Raw genomic sequence first — 18,476 nt, 5'->3', positions numbered from 1 at the left:
ATATGGAACAACTGCGCGCTGAATTGAGCCACCTGCTGGGTGAAAAGCTGAGCCGCATGGAATGTGTCAGCGAGAGACCTGATACAACGTTATGGTCCTTGTATGACAGCCAGGGAAATCCGATGCCGCTACTGGCGAGGAGTTTTTCCACCCCTGGCCTTGCACGTCAACTGGCATGGAAAATCTCAATGCTGGCACGCAGTGGTACGGTACGTATGCCTGTCGTGTATGGCGTAATGACCCATGAAGAGCATCCAGGGCCAGATGTCCTGCTAATGGAACGCTTGCGCGGCGTACCGGTGGAAGCGCCTGCACGTACCCCCGAACGCTGGGAGCATCTGAAAGATCAAATCGTGGAAGGGCTATTGTCCTGGCACAGACAGGACAGCCATGGCTGTGTGGGAATGGTGGACAATACGCAGGAGAATATCTGGCCCTCCTGGTATCGCCAGCGGGTAGAAGTGCTATGGACCACACTGAATCAGTACCATAATACGGGGCTCACGATGCAGGATAAACGTATCCTGTTCCGCACCAGGGAGTGCCTGCCGTCGCTGTTCGAAGGTTTTAACGACAACTGTGTGCTGGTGCACGGCAACTTCAACCTGCGTAGTATGTTGAAAGATGCCCGAAGCGATCAGCTTCTGGCTATGGTTGGGCCGGGCATTATGCTCTGGGCACCGCGAGAATATGAGCTGTTTCGTTTGGCGGATGGCCCCCTGGCTGAAGGCTTGTTCTGGCATTACCTTCAGCGGGCGCCCGTTGCGGAATCCTTCATGTGGCGACGCTGGCTCTACCTGCTGTGGGATGAAGTGGCGAACCTGGTAAATACGGGCCACTTCAGTCGCCCCAGTTTTGACCTGGCGTCTAAGTCACTCCTGCCCTGGCTGGCCTGAGTCACCTTTCAACCATTGCCAAATCCGTCCAAGCGTTTCATACCCCACCCGGTCGCTGTGCATGAGCCAGACCGGGGAAGGAATGACGCGTTCCCACGGATTAAGAGGGGAACCGATAGCCATCTGGTTCGCGGGAGCGGGAAGAGGATGCAGCCCTGCATTACGGAAGAAAACCATTGCTCTGGGCATATGCGATGCGGATGTCACCAGTAAAAAGGGGACATCGCCAATGGCCTGCTTGACTGCTGTGGCTTCCTCTTCGGTATCCTTCGGTGAATCCAGGGTGATGATATCGCTGCGCGGAACGCCCAGGCTCTCTGCCACTCTGGCCCCGGCTTCTGCTGTACTGACCGGGTTCGTTTTTGCCGCCGCCCCCGTAAAGATCAATTTCGCCCCTGGGTTCAGATGCAACAGACGAATGCCTTCATTCAAACGTGGCAGGCTGTTATTAATAAGATTTGAGCTGGGCGCCCATGCGTCATTCCAGGTATATCCGCCCCCCAGTATCACGATATATTTTACCTTTTCTTCGCCGTGCCAGGTGGGATAACTGTCCTCGATGGGTTTGAGCATGTTATCCGCGACGGGTTGCAAACTCAGTAGCAGAAGAACCAACCAGCTTGCGCTGATAATACCTTTGCCTGTTTTCTGCCAGCGGCTGAACCAGACGAGCAATAGCCCAATTCCAATCAATATGAGCAACGCAGGCAGCGGCAGCATCAGGCCGCCAATGTATTTCTTGAGCGTAAAAAGCACGCGTCCGTCTCCTTTTTAACCATACAGCAGGCGTTTTGCGTGGATCTTACACCAGATGGGTTCATTCTGAGCACGGCTGTGACAAAATAGCGGTTTTGTCAGGATCGCGGAGCGGCCATGCAGGATCGTAATTTCGACGACATCGCGGAAAAATTCTCCCGCAATATCTATGGCACGACCAAAGGTCAACTGCGTCAGGCGATCCTCTGGCAGGATTTGGACAGGGTTCTTGCCGAAGTGGGTGACCGCACGCTTCGTGTACTGGATGCAGGGGGCGGCGAAGGGCAAACTGCGATTCGCATGGCCGAACGTGGTCATCATGTGACGCTGTGCGATGTGTCGCAGGAGATGATTACGCGTGCGACCGCAGCTGCAGAAGAGAAAGGTGTGAGCGGTAACATGCATTTTGTACAATGCCCTGCTCAGGACATTGCGCAACATTTGGAATCGCCTGTCGATCTGATATTGTTCCATGCTGTGCTCGAATGGGTCGCCGAACCGGTGGACGTTTTGCGAACGCTGTGGTCGTTTTTGAAGCCCGGAGGGACGTTGTCGCTGATGTTTTACAACGCTAACGGCCTGTTGATGCACAATATGGTGGCGGGGAATTTCGACTATGTGCTGGCAGGTATGCCTAAAAAGAAAAAGCGCACACTGTCCCCGGATTATCCGCGAAATCCGGATGACGTCTATGGCTGGCTGAGTGCGATTGGCTGGCAGATCACGGGGAAAACGGGGGTTCGGGTCTTTCACGATTACCTGCGCGAAAAACACCAACAACGTGACTGTTTTGACTCCTTGCTTGAACTTGAAACGCAATATTGTCGTCAGGAGCCGTATATCAGCCTGGGGCGTTATATCCATGTGACCGCGCTCAAGCCGCAGAGAGATGAAAGGATGAACGATGAGTGAATTTTCCCAGACAGTTCCCGAACTGGTTGCCTGGGCCAGGAAAAACGATTTCTCTATCACGCTTCCGGTAGACAGATTGTCGTTTTTGCTGGCGGTTGCCACGCTGAACGGTGAACGCCTGGACGGCGAAATGAGCGAAGGAGAGCTTGTTGATGCGTTTCGCCACGTCAGCGATGCATTTGAACAAAGCGGCGAAACCATTGCTCAGCGTGCGAACAATGCCATAAACGATATGGTGCGTCAGCGCCTGTTAAACCGTTTTACCAGCGAACTGGCTGACGGTAATGCCATTTATCGTCTGACGCCGCTCGGCATTGGTATTACCGATTACTATATTCGCCAGCGCGAGTTTTCGACGCTGCGCCTGTCCATGCAGTTATCTATCGTGGCGGGAGAGCTGAAACGTGCTGCTGATGCCGCAGATGAAGGTGGGGATGAATTCCACTGGCATCGTAATGTCTATGCGCCGTTGAAATACTCGGTGGCTGAAATTTTTGACAGCATCGATCTCACCCAGCGTGTGATGGATGAGCAGCAGCAGTTAGTCAAAGATGATATCGCGCAATTATTGAATAAAGACTGGCGTGCGGCTATCTCAAGTTGTGAGCTGTTACTCTCCGAAACCTCCGGTACGCTGCGTGAATTGCAGGATACGCTGGAGGCGGCCGGGGATAAGCTGCAGGCTAACTTGTTACGTATCCAGGATGCGACGCTGGCGCATAACGATCTGGAGTTTGTTGACCGACTGGTTTTTGATTTACAGAGCAAGCTGGACCGCATTGTCAGTTGGGGACAACAGGCTATCGATTTATGGATTGGCTATGATCGCCACGTCCACAAGTTTATTCGTACCGCTATCGATATGGATAAAAACCGCGTTTTTGCCCAGCGTTTACGCCAGTCAGTCCAGGCCTTCTTCGATTCACCCTGGGCGCTGACTTACGCCAATGCCGACAGGCTGCTGGATATGCGCGATGAAGAGATTGCGTTAAGCGATGCCGAGGTCACAGGTGAGCTTCCGCCTGACCTGGAGTATGAAGAGTTCAACGAAATCCGCGAACAACTTGCGGCCATGATCGAAGAACAGTTGGCGATATATAAAACCAGACAAGCTCCACTGGATCTTGGGCTGGTTGTACGCGAATATCTGGCGCGGTACCCGCGCGCGCGGCATTTTGATATCGCGCGGATCGTCATTGATCAGGCGGTACGCCTCGGCGTAGCGCAAGCAGATTTCACCGGCCTGCCAGCTAAATGGCAGCCGATTAATGATTACGGAGCCAAGGTACAGGCGCATGTCATTGACAAATATTGAACAAGTGATGCCGATCAAATTGGCCCAGGCGCTGGCTAACCCACTCTTTCCGGCACTCGACAGCGCGCTGCGCTCAGGTCGCCATATTGGGCTTGATGAGCTGGATAACCACGCCTTTTTAATGGATTTCCAGGAATTTCTGGAGGAGTTTTACGGACGTTACAACGTTGAGTTAATCCGTGCGCCGGAAGGTTTTTTCTACCTGCGTCCACGTTCAACGACGCTGATCCCGCGCTCCGTGCTGTCTGAACTGGACATGATGGTCGGTAAGATCCTTTGTTACCTCTATCTCAGCCCGGAACGTCTGGCCAATGAAGGCATCTTCACGCAGCAAGAGCTGTATGACGAGCTGCTGACGCTCGCCGATGAAACCAAACTGTTGAAGCTGGTGAACAACCGTTCAACAGGTTCTGACCTGGATCGCCAAAAATTACAGGAAAAAGTGCGCTCCTCCCTGAACCGCCTGCGTCGTCTCGGCATGATTTGGTTTATGGGTAACGACAGTAGTAAGTTTCGTATTACCGAGTCTGTTTTCCGCTTCGGCGCGGATGTGCGTACCGGAGACGATGCGCGTGAAGCCCAGCGGCGTTTGATCCGCGATGGTGAAGCCATGCCTGTTGAAAATCACCTGCAGCTCAATGATGAGAATGAAGACAATCAGCCGGATAGTGGAGAGGAAGAATAATGATTGATCGCGGTAAATTTCGCTCACTGACGCTGATTAACTGGAACGGTTTTTTTGCCCGTACGTTTGACCTGGACGAACTGGTGACCACCTTGTCCGGAGGTAACGGTGCTGGTAAATCCACCACCATGGCGGCGTTCGTCACCGCGCTTATCCCGGACTTAACGCTGCTGCATTTCCGTAACACCACTGAGGCTGGCGCGACGTCCGGCTCTCGCGACAAAGGTCTGCACGGTAAACTGAAAGCCGGGGTCTGCTACTCCGTTCTGGATGTGATCAACTCTCGTCATCAGCGTGTGCTGGTGGGGGTGCGCCTGCAGCAAGTGGCTGGTCGCGATCGTAAGGTCGACATCAAACCGTTCGCTATTCAGGGGCTGCCTACTGCTGTTCAACCGACACAACTGCTGACAGAAACGCTTAATGAGCGTCAGGCGCGGGTGCTGCCGCTGCAGGAAGTGAAGGATAAGCTGGAGGCGATGGAAGGGGTGCAGTTTAAGCAGTTCAACTCCATCACCGATTATCACTCTTTAATGTTCGATCTGGGCATCGTGGCACGCCGCCTGCGCTCAGCATCGGACCGTAGTAAATTCTACCGCCTTATCGAGGCGTCGCTGTATGGCGGTATCTCCAGTGCGATCACCCGTTCCCTGCGTGACTACCTCTTGCCGGAAAATAGCGGCGTACGTAAAGCTTTCCAGGACATGGAAGCGGCGTTGCGCGAAAACCGCATGACGCTGGAAGCGATTCGCGTTACCCAGTCGGATCGTGATCTGTTCAAGCATTTAATCAGTGAAGCGACCAACTATGTGGCGGCGGATTATATGCGCCATGCCAACGAACGACGTATTCATCTCGATCAGGCGCTGACATTCCGTCGCGATCTGTTTAGTTCACGGCAAAAGCTGGCGGCTGAGCAATACAAACATGTCGATATGGCGCGCGAGCTGGCAGAACACAGCGGGGCAGAAGGCGATCTTGAGGCTGACTATCAGGCCGCCAGCGATCACCTGAATCTGGTACAGACCGCGCTGCGCCAGCAGGAAAAAATTGAGCGCTACGCATCGGATCTGGATGAACTGCAAATCCGCCTTGAAGAACAAAATGAAGTAGTGGCGGAAGCGACCGATCAGCAGGAAGAGAACGAAGCGCGCGCCGAGGCCGCTGAACTGGAAGTGGATGAGCTGAAAAACCAGCTTGCCGACTACCAACAGGCTCTGGATGTGCAGCAAACCCGCGCGATCCAGTACAACCAGGCACAACAGGCCCTACAGCGTGCCAAAGAACTTTGTCAGCTACCTGACCTGACGGCAGAAACGGCGGACGAATGGCTGGAAACCTTCCGGGCGAAAGAACAAGAAGCCACAGAGAAACTCCTGTCGCTTGACCAACGTATGAGCGTGGCACAAACCGCGCACAGCCAGTTTGAGCAAGCTTACCAGTTGGTCGTCGCTATCAATGGTCCGCTGGCTCGTGATGAAGCCTGGGATGTCGCCCGTGACCTTTTACGTGAAGGGGTAAACCAGCGCCATCTGGCGGAACAGGCGCCATCGCTACGTGCGCGTCTGAACGAACTGGAACAACGTCTGCGTGAGCAACAGGATGCTGAACGCATGCTGGCGGAATTCTGCAAGCGGCAGAATAAACAGTACGACGCCGACGAACTTGAGTCTCTGCATCATGAGCTGGAGGCGCAAATCGCCGCGCTTTCCGAAAATGTGGCAATGGCTGGCGAGCAGCGTCTGGCGCTACGCCAGGAGCTGGAACAGCTACAGTCACGTATTCAAACGCTGACCCAGCGCGCACCGATTTGGCTGGCAGCGCAAAGCAGCCTGACCCAGTTGTGTGAGCAGAGCGGCGAGCAATTTGAATCCGGTCAGCAAGTGACGGAGTACCTGCAACAACTGCTGGAGCGTGAACGCGAAGCGATTGTCGAGCGTGATGAAGTCGGGGCACGTAAGCGTGCCGTGGACGAAGAAATCGAGCGCCTGAGTCAGCCGGGCGGCTCAGAGGACGGGCGTCTGAATACGCTGGCAGAACGCTTTGGCGGTGTGCTGCTCTCTGAGATTTACGATGATGTCAGCCTGGAAGATGCGCCGTATTTCTCCGCTTTATACGGCCCATCACGTCATGCAATTGTGGTCCCTGACCTTTCCCTTATTGCTGAACAGCTTGAAGGTTTGGAAGATTGTCCGGAAGACCTCTATCTGATTGAAGGCGATCCACAGTCTTTTGATGACAGTGTGTTCAGCGTCGATGAGCTGGAAAAAGCGGTGGTGGTTAAAGTCGCCGATCGCCAGTGGCGCTACTCTCGTTTCCCGTCGGTGCCGCTGTTTGGTCGCGCTGCACGTGAAAGCCGTATCGAAGGGCTTCACGCTGAGCGTGAAGAGCTTGCCGAGCGTTTTGCCACATTATCATTCGACGTACAGAAAACGCAGCGCCTGCATCAGGCCTTCAGCCGTTTTATCGGTAGTCATCTGGCCGTCGCGTTTGATGCAGACCCGGAAGCCGAAATACGCACTCTCAGTGGCCGCCGTGGCGAACTGGAGCGCGCGCTGAGCAATCATGAGAATGACAACCAGCAAAACCGCATGCAGTTCGAGCAGGCGAAAGAAGGGGTCGCTCAGCTTAACCGCCTGCTGCCGCGCCTGAGCCTGCTGGCAGACGAAACGCTTGCCGATCGTGTTGATGAAATCCAGGAGCGTCTGGACGAAGCGCAGGAAGCGGCGCGTTTTGTTCAGCAGTTTGGCAACCATCTGGCGAAACTGGAGCCGATCGTCTCTGTACTGCAAAACGATCCGGAACAGTATGAGCAATTGAAAGAAGATTATGCCTATTCCCAGCAAGTGCAACGTGAAGCACGCCAGCAGGCATTTGCGCTAACCGAAGTTGTGCAACGTCGGGCGCACTTTAGCTATTCCGATTCTGCGGAAATGCTCAGCGGGAATAACGATCTCAACGAGAAGCTGCGTCAGCGGCTTGAGCAGGCAGAACGTGAACGTAGCCGTACGCGTGAGGCGCTGCGTAGTCATGCTGCCCAGCTCAGTCAGTACAATCAGGTATTGGCATCGCTGAAAAGCTCATTCGATACCAAGAAAGAGCTGCTCAACGATTTGCAAAAAGAGCTGCAGGAAATTGGTGTCCGGGCCGACAGCGGTGCTGAGGAGCGCGCGCGAATTCGTCGTGACGAGCTGCATGCTCAGTTGTCAGGCAATCGCGCTCGTCGCAATCAACTGGAAAAAGCGCTGACCTTCTGCGAAGCGGAAATGGATAACCTGACCCGTGCGCTGCGTCGCCTTGAACGTGATTATCACGAGATGCGCGAACAAGTCGCCACGGCGAAAGCGGGCTGGTGTGCGGTGATGCGGATGGTGAAAGATAACGGCGTTGAACGTCGTTTGCATCGTCGTGAGCTGGCTTATCTTTCTGCAGATGAACTGCGTTCCATGTCGGATAAGGCGCTAGGCGCGCTGCGTCTCGCCGTGGCGGACAACGAGCATCTGCGCGATGTGCTACGTATGTCGGAAGATCCGAAACGCCCGGAACGTAAGATCCAATTCTTTGTCGCGGTCTACCAACATCTGCGTGAGCGTATCCGTCAGGATATTATTCGTACTGATGATCCGGTAGAGGCTATCGAACAGATGGAGATTGAACTCAGCCGATTGACGGAAGAGTTGACCTCCCGCGAGCAGAAACTGGCGATCAGCTCACGTAGCGTGGCGAATATCATTCGCAAGACGATTCAGCGTGAGCAGAACCGTATTCGTCAACTTAACCAGGGGTTGCAAAGCGTCTCCTTCGGTCAGGTACACAGCGTCCGTTTGAATGTTAACGTGCGTGAAAGCCATGCCATGCTGTTGACGGTGCTGTCTGAGCAGCATGAACAGCATCAGGACCTGTTTAACAGCAATCGCCTGACCTTCTCAGAAGCGCTGGCGAAACTGTATCAACGCCTGAACCCGCAAATCGATCTGGGCCAGCGCACGCCGCAAACCATTGGTGAAGAGCTGCTTGATTACCGCAACTACCTGGAGATGGAAGTGGAAGTCAATCGTGGTTCGGATGGTTGGCTGCGTGCGGAATCCGGGGCGTTGTCGACCGGTGAGGCCATCGGTACCGGGATGTCTATCCTGGTGATGGTCGTCCAGAGCTGGGAAGACGAGGCGCGGCGTCTGCGTGGTAAAGATATTTCCCCATGCCGCCTGTTGTTCCTCGACGAGGCAGCACGTCTGGATGCCCGCTCCATCGCAACATTGTTTGAACTCTGCGAACGCCTTGAAATGCAACTGATTATTGCAGCGCCGGAGAACATCAGTCCGGAAAAAGGCACCACGTATAAACTGGTGCGTAAAGTCTTTCAGAACCACGAGCATGTTCACGTTGTGGGTCTGCGTGGCTTCGCGGCTCAGCTACCGGAGACATTACCCGGGACGGCAGACGCGTCTTAGCGATTCACCTAAAAAATGAGGGCGGCAGAGATGCCGCCCTTTTTCTTTTCTGAAACACCCCATCCGGCAATCGGTCCCTCTTTAAACTTCTTTACATTTGGCAAGGCAAATGCTTTTTTGTCTTTATATACTGATAGAAAGAGCGTTGTGAGTGTAATGAAGAAACAGGGGGCAAGGGATGTTGCTTAAGAAATCGTATGGTCGTCGGATGTCGACATTAAGTTTATGTCTGGCATTCGCATTTGCTCCGCTGTTTAGCGCTCAGGCCGACGAGCCTGAGGTGATACCGGTTGACAGCTCCGCCACACAGGGCGATCAACCCACGGCTTTATCGCAGCCGCTGGAACAGTCGCCTGCAACGGCGATGATGGCAGGTTTGCAGCCTTATCCAACGGCAGATGCGCCTGCCAACGCGCGTATCGCGTTGCAGGCACTCTTACCTGCTAACTGGACACCCGTCTACATGGATTCGCTCTCCGCGTTGTATGCCGCGCGTGCAATGAAGCCGATGTGGGATAACCGTGAGGCAGTTCAGGCTTTCCAGCAACAGCTCGCCGAAGTTGCGATCGCCGGTTTTCAGCCGCAATTTAACGCCTGGGTAGAGTTGCTGACCGATCCGAATGTCTCCGGTATGGCGCGAGACGTGGTGCTGTCGGATGCCATGATGGGGTATCTGCATTTTGTCGCCGGTATTTCGGTGAAAGGTAGCCATTGGCTCTACAGCAGTAAACCGTACACGCTGGAGACACCGCCGCTGTCAGTCATTAATCAGTGGCAATTAGCATTGGATAAAGGCAACCTGCCGCAATTTATCGATACCCTTGCGCCTCATCACCCGCAGTATGCGGCGATGCATCAGTCTTTATTAACGCTGGTGGCAGACAATTCACCGTGGCCGCAGTTGACCAGTACCGTTTCGCTGCGCCCCGGACAGAAGAGCAGGGATGTGCCAGCGCTGCGTGAGATTCTGCAGCGTAGCGGCATGATGGAAGATGAACCGAAAATCGCGCTGCCTGGCGATGACGCAACGAGTAGCGTCGTCAGTCCTTCTGCCATTGCGGTTGATACGGTAGGAACAAAAACGGCGCAGTTGAGCAAAAGAACGAAACCAGCCAGCCTGGTCAGTAGCGACTACGATCGCCAGTTAGTTGCCGCGGTCAAACGCTTTCAGTCTGCTCAGGGGCTGCACGCTGATGGCGTGATAGGGCAGTCGACCCGGGACTGGCTGAATGTTACGCCTGCCCAACGTGCAGGGGTTCTGGCACTCAATATCCAGCGGCTGCGTTTGCTACCGGGGAAACTCTCCACAGGGATTATGGTCAACATCCCGGAATATTCGCTGGTCTATTATCTGAATGGCAATCAGGTGCTGGCGTCCCGCGTCATTGTCGGCCGACCGGATCGCAAAACGCCGATGATGAGTAGCGCGCTGAACAACGTGGTCGTCAACCCGCCGTGGAATGTTCCGCCAACGCTGGCACGCAAAGATATTCTGCCGAAAGTGTGGAATGACCCCGGCTATCTCGAGCGCCATGGTTATACCGTGTTGCGCGGCTGGAACAGTAAAGAAGCGATTGATCCGACGATGGTGGACTGGGCGACAATCACACCGTCGAATCTGCCTTTCCGCTTCCAGCAGGCACCGGGCGCACAAAACTCCCTGGGCCGCTATAAGTTCAATATGCCGAGTTCTGACGCTATCTATCTGCATGACACGCCTAACCATAATCTTTTCCAGAAAGAGGCGCGAGCGTTGAGCTCAGGCTGTGTGAGGGTGAATAAAGCCTCTGAGCTTGCCAATATGCTATTACAGGATGCGGGTTGGAACGATACGCGGATTTCCGATACCTTAAAACAAGGAGATACCCGTTACGTTAATATTCGTCAAAATATACCGGTGAATCTTTATTATTTGACCGCATTTGTTGGTGAAGATGGCCGTACTCAATATCGTACAGATATTTACAATTATGATCTGACGGCGCGATCTGGCGCACAAATTCTGGCGAAAGCCGAACAATTAATCAGGTAAATGAAGCAGTTCGGGAAATAACATTGTCGTAATATTTAGCGAAAACGGGCCGGATCTGCTGTAAGGCCCGTCTTTGCTGGGGTTGGGCTACCTTGACGCCGACGTTTTTGCCCGGTAAGGTGCCTCTCGTGCGCAATAAAAGTGCATAAATTACGATCACTTTGTTATCTTGCAGACCTGATTATCATGGACAAATTTGACGCTAATCGCCGCAAATTGTTGGCGTTAGGTGGTATTGCCCTTGGTGCAGCCATCTTACCTCAACAAGCATTTGCAACCCTTTCCACCCCACGTCCGCGTATTTTAACGCTGAATAATCTCCATACTGGAGAAACAATTAAGGCGCAGTTTTTCGATGGCCGGGGCTATATTCAGGATGAATTAGCAAAACTCAATCATTTTTTCCGTGATTATCGCGCGAATAAAATTACAACCATCGATCCAAAACTGTTTGATCAACTTTATCGCTTGCAAGGTTTGTTAGGAACGAGCAAACCCGTGCAATTGGTTTCAGGATACCGTTCTGTCGATACGAATAACGAACTCCGGGCCCACAGTTCTGGGGTAGCTAAAAAGAGCTATCACACCAGGGGACAGGCGATGGATTTTCATATCGAAGGGATTTCTCTGAGTAATATTCGCAAAGCTGCGTTATCTATGCGTGCAGGTGGTGTAGGATATTACCCCAGCAGCAACTTTGTGCATATTGATACCGGGCCGCTAAGGCACTGGTAAAACTCAGTTAAAAGAGACAGGAGCAGTATGAACTATCGTATTATTCCGGTTACCGCCTTCTCCCAGAACTGTTCGTTAGTCTGGTGTGAGCAAACCCGGCTGGCAGCAATAGTGGATCCCGGTGGCGATGCTGAACGCATCAAACAGGAAGTTGAAGCCTCCGGCGTGACGTTAACGCAAATCCTGCTTACGCATGGTCATCTGGACCATGTCGGTGCGGCTGCCGAGCTGGCGCAGCACTATGGCGTGCCAGTGATTGGCCCGGAAAAAGAAGATGAGTTCTGGCTGCAAGGGCTACCTGCCCAAAGTCGCATGTTTGGTCTGGATGACTGCCAGCCGCTGACGCCAGATCGTTGGTTAAATGAAGGCGATACAGTGAGTGTAGGCAATGTGAAGCTGGAGGTTTTGCACTGCCCCGGGCATACGCCAGGTCACGTGGTTTTCTTTGATGCGCAATCCCGGCTGCTGGTGTCCGGCGACGTAATCTTTAAAGGCGGCGTAGGGCGCAGTGATTTTCCGAAAGGCAATCATGGGCAGCTGATTGATGCCATCAAAACTAAACTGTTGCCGCTGGGTGATGATGTAACCTTCATCCCTGGTCACGGCCCGATGTCTACCCTGGGCAACGAGCGGCTACATAATCCTTTCCTGCAGGATGAACTGCCGGTCTGGTAAAACAAAAAAGGTCGCATATGCGACCTTTTTTATTTCGCTTGTCTTTTATAACACCGCGACGATAGCTTCACACAACGGCGACATATTATCCGGCGTCATACCCGCAACGTTAATACGTCCGGATGCAACCGCGTAGATAGCGAACTCTTCACGCAGGCGGAGCACCTGCTCTTTAGTCAGACCGCTGAAAGAGAACATTCCGTTCTGACGGGTGATAAAGCTGAAATCGCGATCCGCCCCTTTTTCTTGCAGGGTATTCACAAACAGCAGACGCATACGCTGGATACGCTGGCGCATGTCAGTCAATTCTTGTTCCCAGATGGCACGCAGCGCATCATTGCTCAGAATCGTCGCCACTACAGACGCACCGTGAGCCGGTGGGTTAGAGTAGTTAGCGCGAATGGTCGATTTCATCTGGCTAAATGCACGGTCCACTGTCTCCTGATCCGCGGCCACCAGCGTACAGGCGCCGACACGCTCGTTGTACAGACCGAAGTTTTTCGAGAAAGAGCTGGCGATGATCAATTCCTTATGCAGCGCAGCAAAGGCGCGCAGACCTTCCGCATCTTCTTCCAGACCGCGAGCGAAACCCTGATAGGCAAAATCGAACAGCGGCAGCCAGCCTTTTTCTATGGATAATTTCGCCAGCGTCTCCCACTGCTCAAGCGTTGGATCGATACCGGTCGGGTTATGGCAGCAACCGTGGAACAGCACGATATCGCCCGCTTGTGCGGCTTCGAGGCTTGCAACCATGCCGTCGAAATCCAGCGCATGGTTTTGCGCGTCATAGTAAGCGTAATCACAGACCTCAAGACCCGCGGAGTTAAACACGCCTTTATGGTTCGGCCAGCTTGGATTACTTACCCAGATACGTTTTGCTGAGGTATTTTTCGCCAGGAAATCAGCGGCAACTCGCAGGCCACCCGTACCGCCCGGGGTCTGCGCGGTGCGCGCACGTTTGTCGTTAATAATCGCACTGCCTTTGCCGAACAGCAGTTCCTGCGTGCAACGACCAAACTCAGGAATACCGTCGATGCCGAGGTAATTTTTTGTGTTTTCGTTTTCCAGCAGATACTGCTCCGCTTTTTTAACGCTGGTCAGTACCGGTGTTTTCCCGGTTTCGTCTTTATAGACGCCAATACCAAGGTTGATTTTGCCAGGACGTTCGTCGGCGCGAAACAGATCGGCCAAACCCAGAATAGGGTCAGCAGGGGCAGCGGTAATATTCTCAAACATGACGAGGTTCCATTATGATGACAGAAGGGAGATCCGTTATCAGGTTAACGGTTGATGTGCCAATTGCCAACCGTTTGCGATAAAAAGCGTGCGTCTTTTTAGCAGTCGGTATATTTGGCGGCGAGACAATAAAAAAACAGGGCCGAAGCCCTGTTTCTCATGCATATAATAACGAGGTGTGCTGATTAGAACTGGTAAGTCACAGCCATCGCAACCTGGTCGTTACGACCATTCACGATACCAACGGCCTGGCTGTAGTCGCTCTTGTCGATCAGGTTCAGCTGGTAGTCAACATAGATGTTGAAGTTTTTGTTGAAGTAGTAGTACGCACCGATTTCAACATATTTCTGCAGATCTTCGTTGCCGCCAGCGAAGGTTGCGCCATTAGCTGTACGACCTGCCAGGTCCTTGCCTTTAGACTGAACGTAGGACAGAGACGGACGCAGACCGAAGTCGAACTGGTACTGAGCAATTGCTTCGAAGTTCTGAGTTTTGTTAGCAAAAGTACCGTCAGCTTCGCGAGTCATGTTGCGAGTTTCAGCGTAAACAGTTGCCAGGTAGATGTTGTTTGCATCGTATTTCGCACCAACAGCCCATGCTTCTGCCTTCTCACCTTTACCGTCTGCAGCAGTCTGCAGGTTAGTACGGTCAGAGTTGCTGTAAGCGCCGATTACGCTAAAGCCTTGTGCGAAGGAGTAACCCAGAGAGTAACCAACGCCGTCGCCATTAGAGGTTCTAATGTCATTGCGCTCGTTTTTACCCTGATACTGGATACCCATGCTCAGACCATCAACCAGACCGAAGAAGTCGGTGTTACGGTAGGTCAGGACGCCAGTGGTACGGCCAGTCATGAAGTTATCAGCGTAGTTAGCCCAGGTCATGCCAGAATAAGATGGGGCAACGTCAGTGTAAGATTCTACGTCGTAGACGATACCGTAGTTACGACCGTAGTCCAGAGAACCTACGTTGTTAACTTTGATACCAGCAAAAGCCAGACGGTTACGGGTACCCTGTGAACCTTCTGGATCGCTTGCCAGCGCACGGTATTCCCACTGACCGTAACCGGTTACATCGCTGTTGATCTGAGTTTCGCCTTTGAAACCAATCTGAGCGTAGGTGCTGTCGTTGCTGCCAGTGCTGTCACCAGAGGTCACGAAGTCGTGCTTACCAACAACTTTACCGTACAGGTCCAGTTTGTTGCCGTTTTTGTTGTAAACTTCTGCAGCGTTAGCTGCACCAGCTACCAGCAGGGCAGGGCAGGGATAACCACTGCCAGGATATTGCGCTTCATCATTATTTATTACCCTCATTGGTTTTTTTGTACACCTGCCACTGCCGCCAATAAATTCCGTCAATAAAAATTTACGGAACTATTGATGAGAGTTTGGTGTCTTTCTGTGTCTGAAAGGCATCTTTCCATTCATATAATCGTTTCGCTAGCCTGAAAATGCTACAAATGTCTTAAAGAGGTTACAGAAAGCAATTATGTGTAAGAATTTATGTATTTTGAGGAACTTTGTGAACCACCTCAAAATTCAGAACCAATCGCTGTCAAAAAGATCGGCTTTATAACTATATATATGAATTGCTTATGTTTAATTAAGATAAGGGTAAATCTTGTACAGGAATTATTCTCATCTTACTTTTTCCTGGCAGGCGTTTAAGCCGTCCGGAATGCTGTGTGATTTTTATCCAGACGTGCTATCAGATGAGGAATTACTAACCCACAATACCGCTGTGGATTATTTTTTGTTCAGGAATATTTCAGCGCGATCTCGCCCAGGAATGGGTAGAAGCGTAAGCCGGGTGAGCCCGGCTACGGTGAAGAAATAAGAAAGAGCGTAAAAAAGCCAGCAAATGCTGGCTTTTATTGTCTATAGAAAACCCCCAGCTAGGCTGGGGGTTCCGGAAAGCTTTCAGCTTTAAGCCAGTTATTAAAACCCCTTTTGATTTGTTAAAACACCTTGCGGTCTGGCAACTGCAAAAGTTCAACAAGAAATCAAAAGGGGGTCCCAATGGGGGACGAAAAGAGCTTAGCGCACACCCGATGGAACTGTAAATATCACATAGTTTTTGCGCCAAAATACCGAAGACAAGCGTTCTATGGAGAGAAACGTCTTGCGATAGGGAGCATTTTAAGAAAGCTGTGTGAGTGGAAAAATGTACGGATCCTGGAAGCTGAATGCTGCGCAGATCATATCCATATGCTTGTGGAAATCCCGCCCAAAATGAGCGTATCCGGCTTTATGGGATATCTGAAAGGGAAAAGCAGTCTGATGCTTTATGAGCAGTTTGGCGATCTGAAATTCAAATACAGGAACAGGGAGTTCTGGTGCCGGGGATACTACGTAGACACGGTAGGGAAGAACACGGCGAAGATACAAGAATACATAAAGCACCAGCTTGAAGAGGATAAAATGGGCGAGCAGTTGTCGATCCCTTATCCGGGTAGCCCGTTTACGGGCCGTAAGTAACGAAGTTTGATGCAAATGTCAGATCGTATGCGCCTGTTAGGGCGCGGCTGGTAACAGAGCCTTATAGGCGCATCCGAAAAACCTCCGGCTATGCCGGAGGATATTTATTATTAAAACGTGGCGCTACGAGGGGTGCGAGGGAACGGGATGACATCACGTACGTTTTGCACGCCGGTGACATAAGCGATCAGACGTTCAAAGCCCAGGCCAAAACCGGAGTGCGGCACGGTGCCATAACGGCGCAGATCGCGATACCACCAGTAGTCTTCTTTATTAAGACCCATTTCAGCCATACGCGCATCGAGCACATCCAGACGTTCTTCACGCTGAGAGCCACCGATGATTTCACCAATGCCGGGCGCCAGAACGTCCATCGCGGCAACGGTTTTACCGTCGTCATTAAGACGCATATAGAAGGCCTTAATGTCTTTCGGATAGTTTTTCACCACGACCGGTGCTTTAAAATGTTTCTCGGCCAGGTAGCGCTCGTGCTCGGAAGAGAGGTCAACGCCCCAGTAAACCGGGTTTTCAAACTTCTCACCGCAGGTTTCAAGGATGGCTACGGCGTCGGTGTAGTCCACCTGTGCGAAGTCTGCCGCAACGAAACGTTCCAGACGGGCAATCGCGTCTTTATCTACGCGTTCAGCGAAGAACTTCATGTCGTCCATACGCTCAGTCAGAACTGCGTTGAAAGCATATTTCAGCATTGCTTCCGCCAAACGGGCGTTATCTTCCAGATCGGCAAAGGCCACTTCCGGCTCCAGCATCCAGAATTCCGCCAGGTGACGGCTGGTGTTGGAGTTTTCCGCGCGGAACGTTGGGCCAAAGGTGTAGATTTTGGACAGCGCACAGGCGTAGGTTTCGCCGTTCAACTGACCAGATACGGTAAGGAATGACTCTTTACCGAAGAAATCTTTGTCGAAATCAACTTTGCCCTGATCGTTACGCGGCAGGTTTTCCAGATCCAGCGTAGAAACGCGGAACATTTCACCTGCGCCTTCGGTGTCAGATGCGGTAATCAGCGGCGTGGAAACCCAGAAGAAACCCTGCTCATCAAAGAAGCGGTGCAGAGCCTGCGCCAGCGTATGACGAACACGGGCGACAGCGCCGATCAGGTTGGTACGCGGACGCAGGTGCGCCACTTCACGCAAATACTCGATGCTGTGACGTTTCGCCGCCATCGGGTAAGTGTCCGGATCTTCAACCCAGCCGGTGACTTCTACCTGAGTCGCCTGCAGCTCGAAGCTCTGGCCTTCGCCAGGGGATTCCACCACTTTGCCGGTGACAACAACAGAGCAGCCTGTCGTCAGGCGAAGAACTTCTTCATTGTAATTGGGCAGAGAATTATTAATGACAGCCTGTACAGGATCAAAGCAGGAGCCGTCATAAACGGCAAGGAAGGAGATGCCAGCTTTTGAATCTCGGCGGGTACGTACCCATCCGCGCACGGTGACTTCTTGGTCAACGGTGACGCGGCCCTGGAGTACGTCGGCTACAGGCACAACGCTCATAATATTCTCTCTGTTAATTGTCTGGAAAAGATCATCGTTTGTCCGCCCACAAAGGGGGGATACCTATGTTACCTGGCAAGCGCCATCAGACAAGTAGAATTCGCAGCGAAAAGGGGTATTTCGGAAATTAATCTTTTGCCAGCGCTGAGATAGTGAGCTGTGGGGGCCTCTGACAGGCGGCACAAGCATCATTCAATCATCACAGCCATCTCCTGCTTGGCATTTTGCATTGAAACAATCGTTTTGAATGATTTAATGTTGCCAGAAGTGAAAAACAGCTCGCGGGTTAGCTTTTCATATTCGGCCATATCGCGAACATTCATTACTAACAAAAAATCAAAATCGCCGGTCACGTAGTAAACCTGCTGTACTTGAGGGCAATTAACGAACCTTGCTCTGGCCTTCTCCAGAAGATCGAGTCGCTCATTTTCGATCATCACCTGGACCATAATGGTGATGGGACGCCCCACTTTTACGCAATCTATGATGCTTACATTCGCTTTGATAATCCCGGCTTCTTCAAGGACTGTTATGCGGCGATTTACAGCCGAAGGAGAAAGGCAAACCAGGTCGGCAATTTCTCGCTGAGACAGGCGATTATTACGCTGTAATAAAGTAAGGATTTTTTTATCTGATGCATCGAGCTTCATGTTTTAGATTACCCCTTCTTTCTGTGATCGCCATCGCTTGCGCAATTTTGTTGCGTTTTTATCTTTAGATAAGGTGAAAATTGCGCAGTACCGGGCAATTATGCGTCATTTAACAGGACTAAAGATAGTACCATCTTTTCAGGTTGAATAA

General features: G+C 52.2%; 13 protein-coding genes and 1 pseudogene. 9 read left to right on the top strand and 5 right to left on the bottom strand.

What is annotated here, in order from left to right; genetic code table 11:
* Positions 1-2: 2 nt before the first annotated feature.
* Positions 3-896: a YcbJ family phosphotransferase gene (locus tag AB182_RS16485; RefSeq protein WP_047371046.1), complete on the top strand. Its 894-nt coding sequence runs from the start codon at positions 3-5 to the stop codon at positions 894-896.
* On the opposite strand, the gene elyC is transcribed toward AB182_RS16485, so the two are convergent.
* Complete coding sequence (gene elyC, locus AB182_RS16480) at positions 873-1,652, bottom strand: envelope biogenesis factor ElyC (RefSeq protein WP_047371045.1); 780 nt, start codon at positions 1,650-1,652, stop codon at positions 873-875. The genes AB182_RS16485 and elyC overlap by 24 nt on opposite strands.
* Before the next feature lie 117 nt (positions 1,653-1,769).
* On the opposite strand from elyC, the gene cmoM reads away from it, so the two are divergent.
* The 7 genes from cmoM to AB182_RS16445 all read left to right on the top strand — a co-directional run bounded on the left by cmoM (position 1,770) and on the right by AB182_RS16445 (position 12,454).
* A complete protein-coding gene (gene cmoM, locus AB182_RS16475; protein WP_047371044.1) occupies positions 1,770-2,564 on the top strand; it encodes a tRNA uridine 5-oxyacetic acid(34) methyltransferase CmoM in 795 nt (264 codons plus the stop codon).
* Positions 2,557-3,879 carry a chromosome partition protein MukF gene (gene mukF / locus AB182_RS16470; protein WP_047371043.1) on the top strand — a complete coding sequence of 441 codons (1,323 nt, stop codon included), beginning with the start codon at positions 2,557-2,559 and terminating at the stop codon, positions 3,877-3,879. Before cmoM ends, mukF begins: the two co-directional genes overlap by 8 nt.
* Positions 3,860-4,564: a chromosome partition protein MukE gene (mukE, locus tag AB182_RS16465; RefSeq protein WP_047371042.1), complete on the top strand. Its 705-nt coding sequence runs from the start codon at positions 3,860-3,862 to the stop codon at positions 4,562-4,564. The genes mukF and mukE overlap by 20 nt, the downstream gene beginning before the upstream one ends.
* A complete protein-coding gene (gene mukB, locus AB182_RS16460; protein WP_047371041.1) occupies positions 4,564-9,012 on the top strand; it encodes a chromosome partition protein MukB in 4,449 nt (1,482 codons plus the stop codon). The genes mukE and mukB overlap by 1 nt, the downstream gene beginning before the upstream one ends.
* A gap of 178 nt (positions 9,013-9,190) precedes the next feature.
* Positions 9,191-11,044 carry a L,D-transpeptidase gene (gene ldtD / locus AB182_RS16455; RefSeq protein WP_047371040.1) on the top strand — a complete coding sequence of 618 codons (1,854 nt, stop codon included), beginning with the start codon at positions 9,191-9,193 and terminating at the stop codon, positions 11,042-11,044.
* A gap of 186 nt (positions 11,045-11,230) precedes the next feature.
* The gene (locus AB182_RS16450) at positions 11,231-11,779 is read left to right on the top strand and encodes a YcbK family protein (RefSeq protein WP_047371039.1); all 549 of its coding nucleotides are present in this window, start codon (positions 11,231-11,233) and stop codon (positions 11,777-11,779) included.
* 27 nt (positions 11,780-11,806) lie between these two features.
* A complete protein-coding gene (locus tag AB182_RS16445) occupies positions 11,807-12,454 on the top strand; it encodes an MBL fold metallo-hydrolase (protein ID WP_047371038.1) in 648 nt (215 codons plus the stop codon).
* Positions 12,455-12,499: 45 nt separating this feature from the next.
* Here the strand turns inward: AB182_RS16445 and AB182_RS16440 are convergent, their stop codons facing one another.
* The gene (locus tag AB182_RS16440; protein WP_047371037.1) at positions 12,500-13,690 is read right to left on the bottom strand and encodes an amino acid aminotransferase; all 1,191 of its coding nucleotides are present in this window, start codon (positions 13,688-13,690) and stop codon (positions 12,500-12,502) included.
* A gap of 185 nt (positions 13,691-13,875) precedes the next feature.
* Positions 13,876-14,984: pseudogene (locus AB182_RS16435) on the bottom strand (porin).
* Positions 14,985-15,705: 721 nt separating this feature from the next.
* On the opposite strand from AB182_RS16435, the gene tnpA reads away from it, so the two are divergent.
* On the top strand, positions 15,706-16,164 hold the full coding sequence (tnpA, locus tag AB182_RS16430; protein ID WP_038918153.1) for an IS200/IS605 family transposase: 459 nt from the start codon (positions 15,706-15,708) through the stop codon (positions 16,162-16,164).
* Positions 16,165-16,274: 110 nt separating this feature from the next.
* On the opposite strand, the gene asnS is transcribed toward tnpA, so the two are convergent.
* A complete protein-coding gene (gene asnS, locus AB182_RS16425; protein WP_047371036.1) occupies positions 16,275-17,675 on the bottom strand; it encodes an asparagine--tRNA ligase in 1,401 nt (466 codons plus the stop codon).
* 188 nt (positions 17,676-17,863) lie between these two features.
* A complete protein-coding gene (locus tag AB182_RS16420; protein WP_047371035.1) occupies positions 17,864-18,325 on the bottom strand; it encodes an Lrp/AsnC family transcriptional regulator in 462 nt (153 codons plus the stop codon).
* Between the last annotated feature and the right edge of the window lie 151 nt (positions 18,326-18,476).

Source organism: Phytobacter ursingii, assembly GCF_001022135.1.
GTDB lineage: Bacteria > Pseudomonadota > Gammaproteobacteria > Enterobacterales > Enterobacteriaceae > Phytobacter > Phytobacter ursingii.
This window is presented reverse-complemented; position numbering and strand designations above follow the sequence as displayed.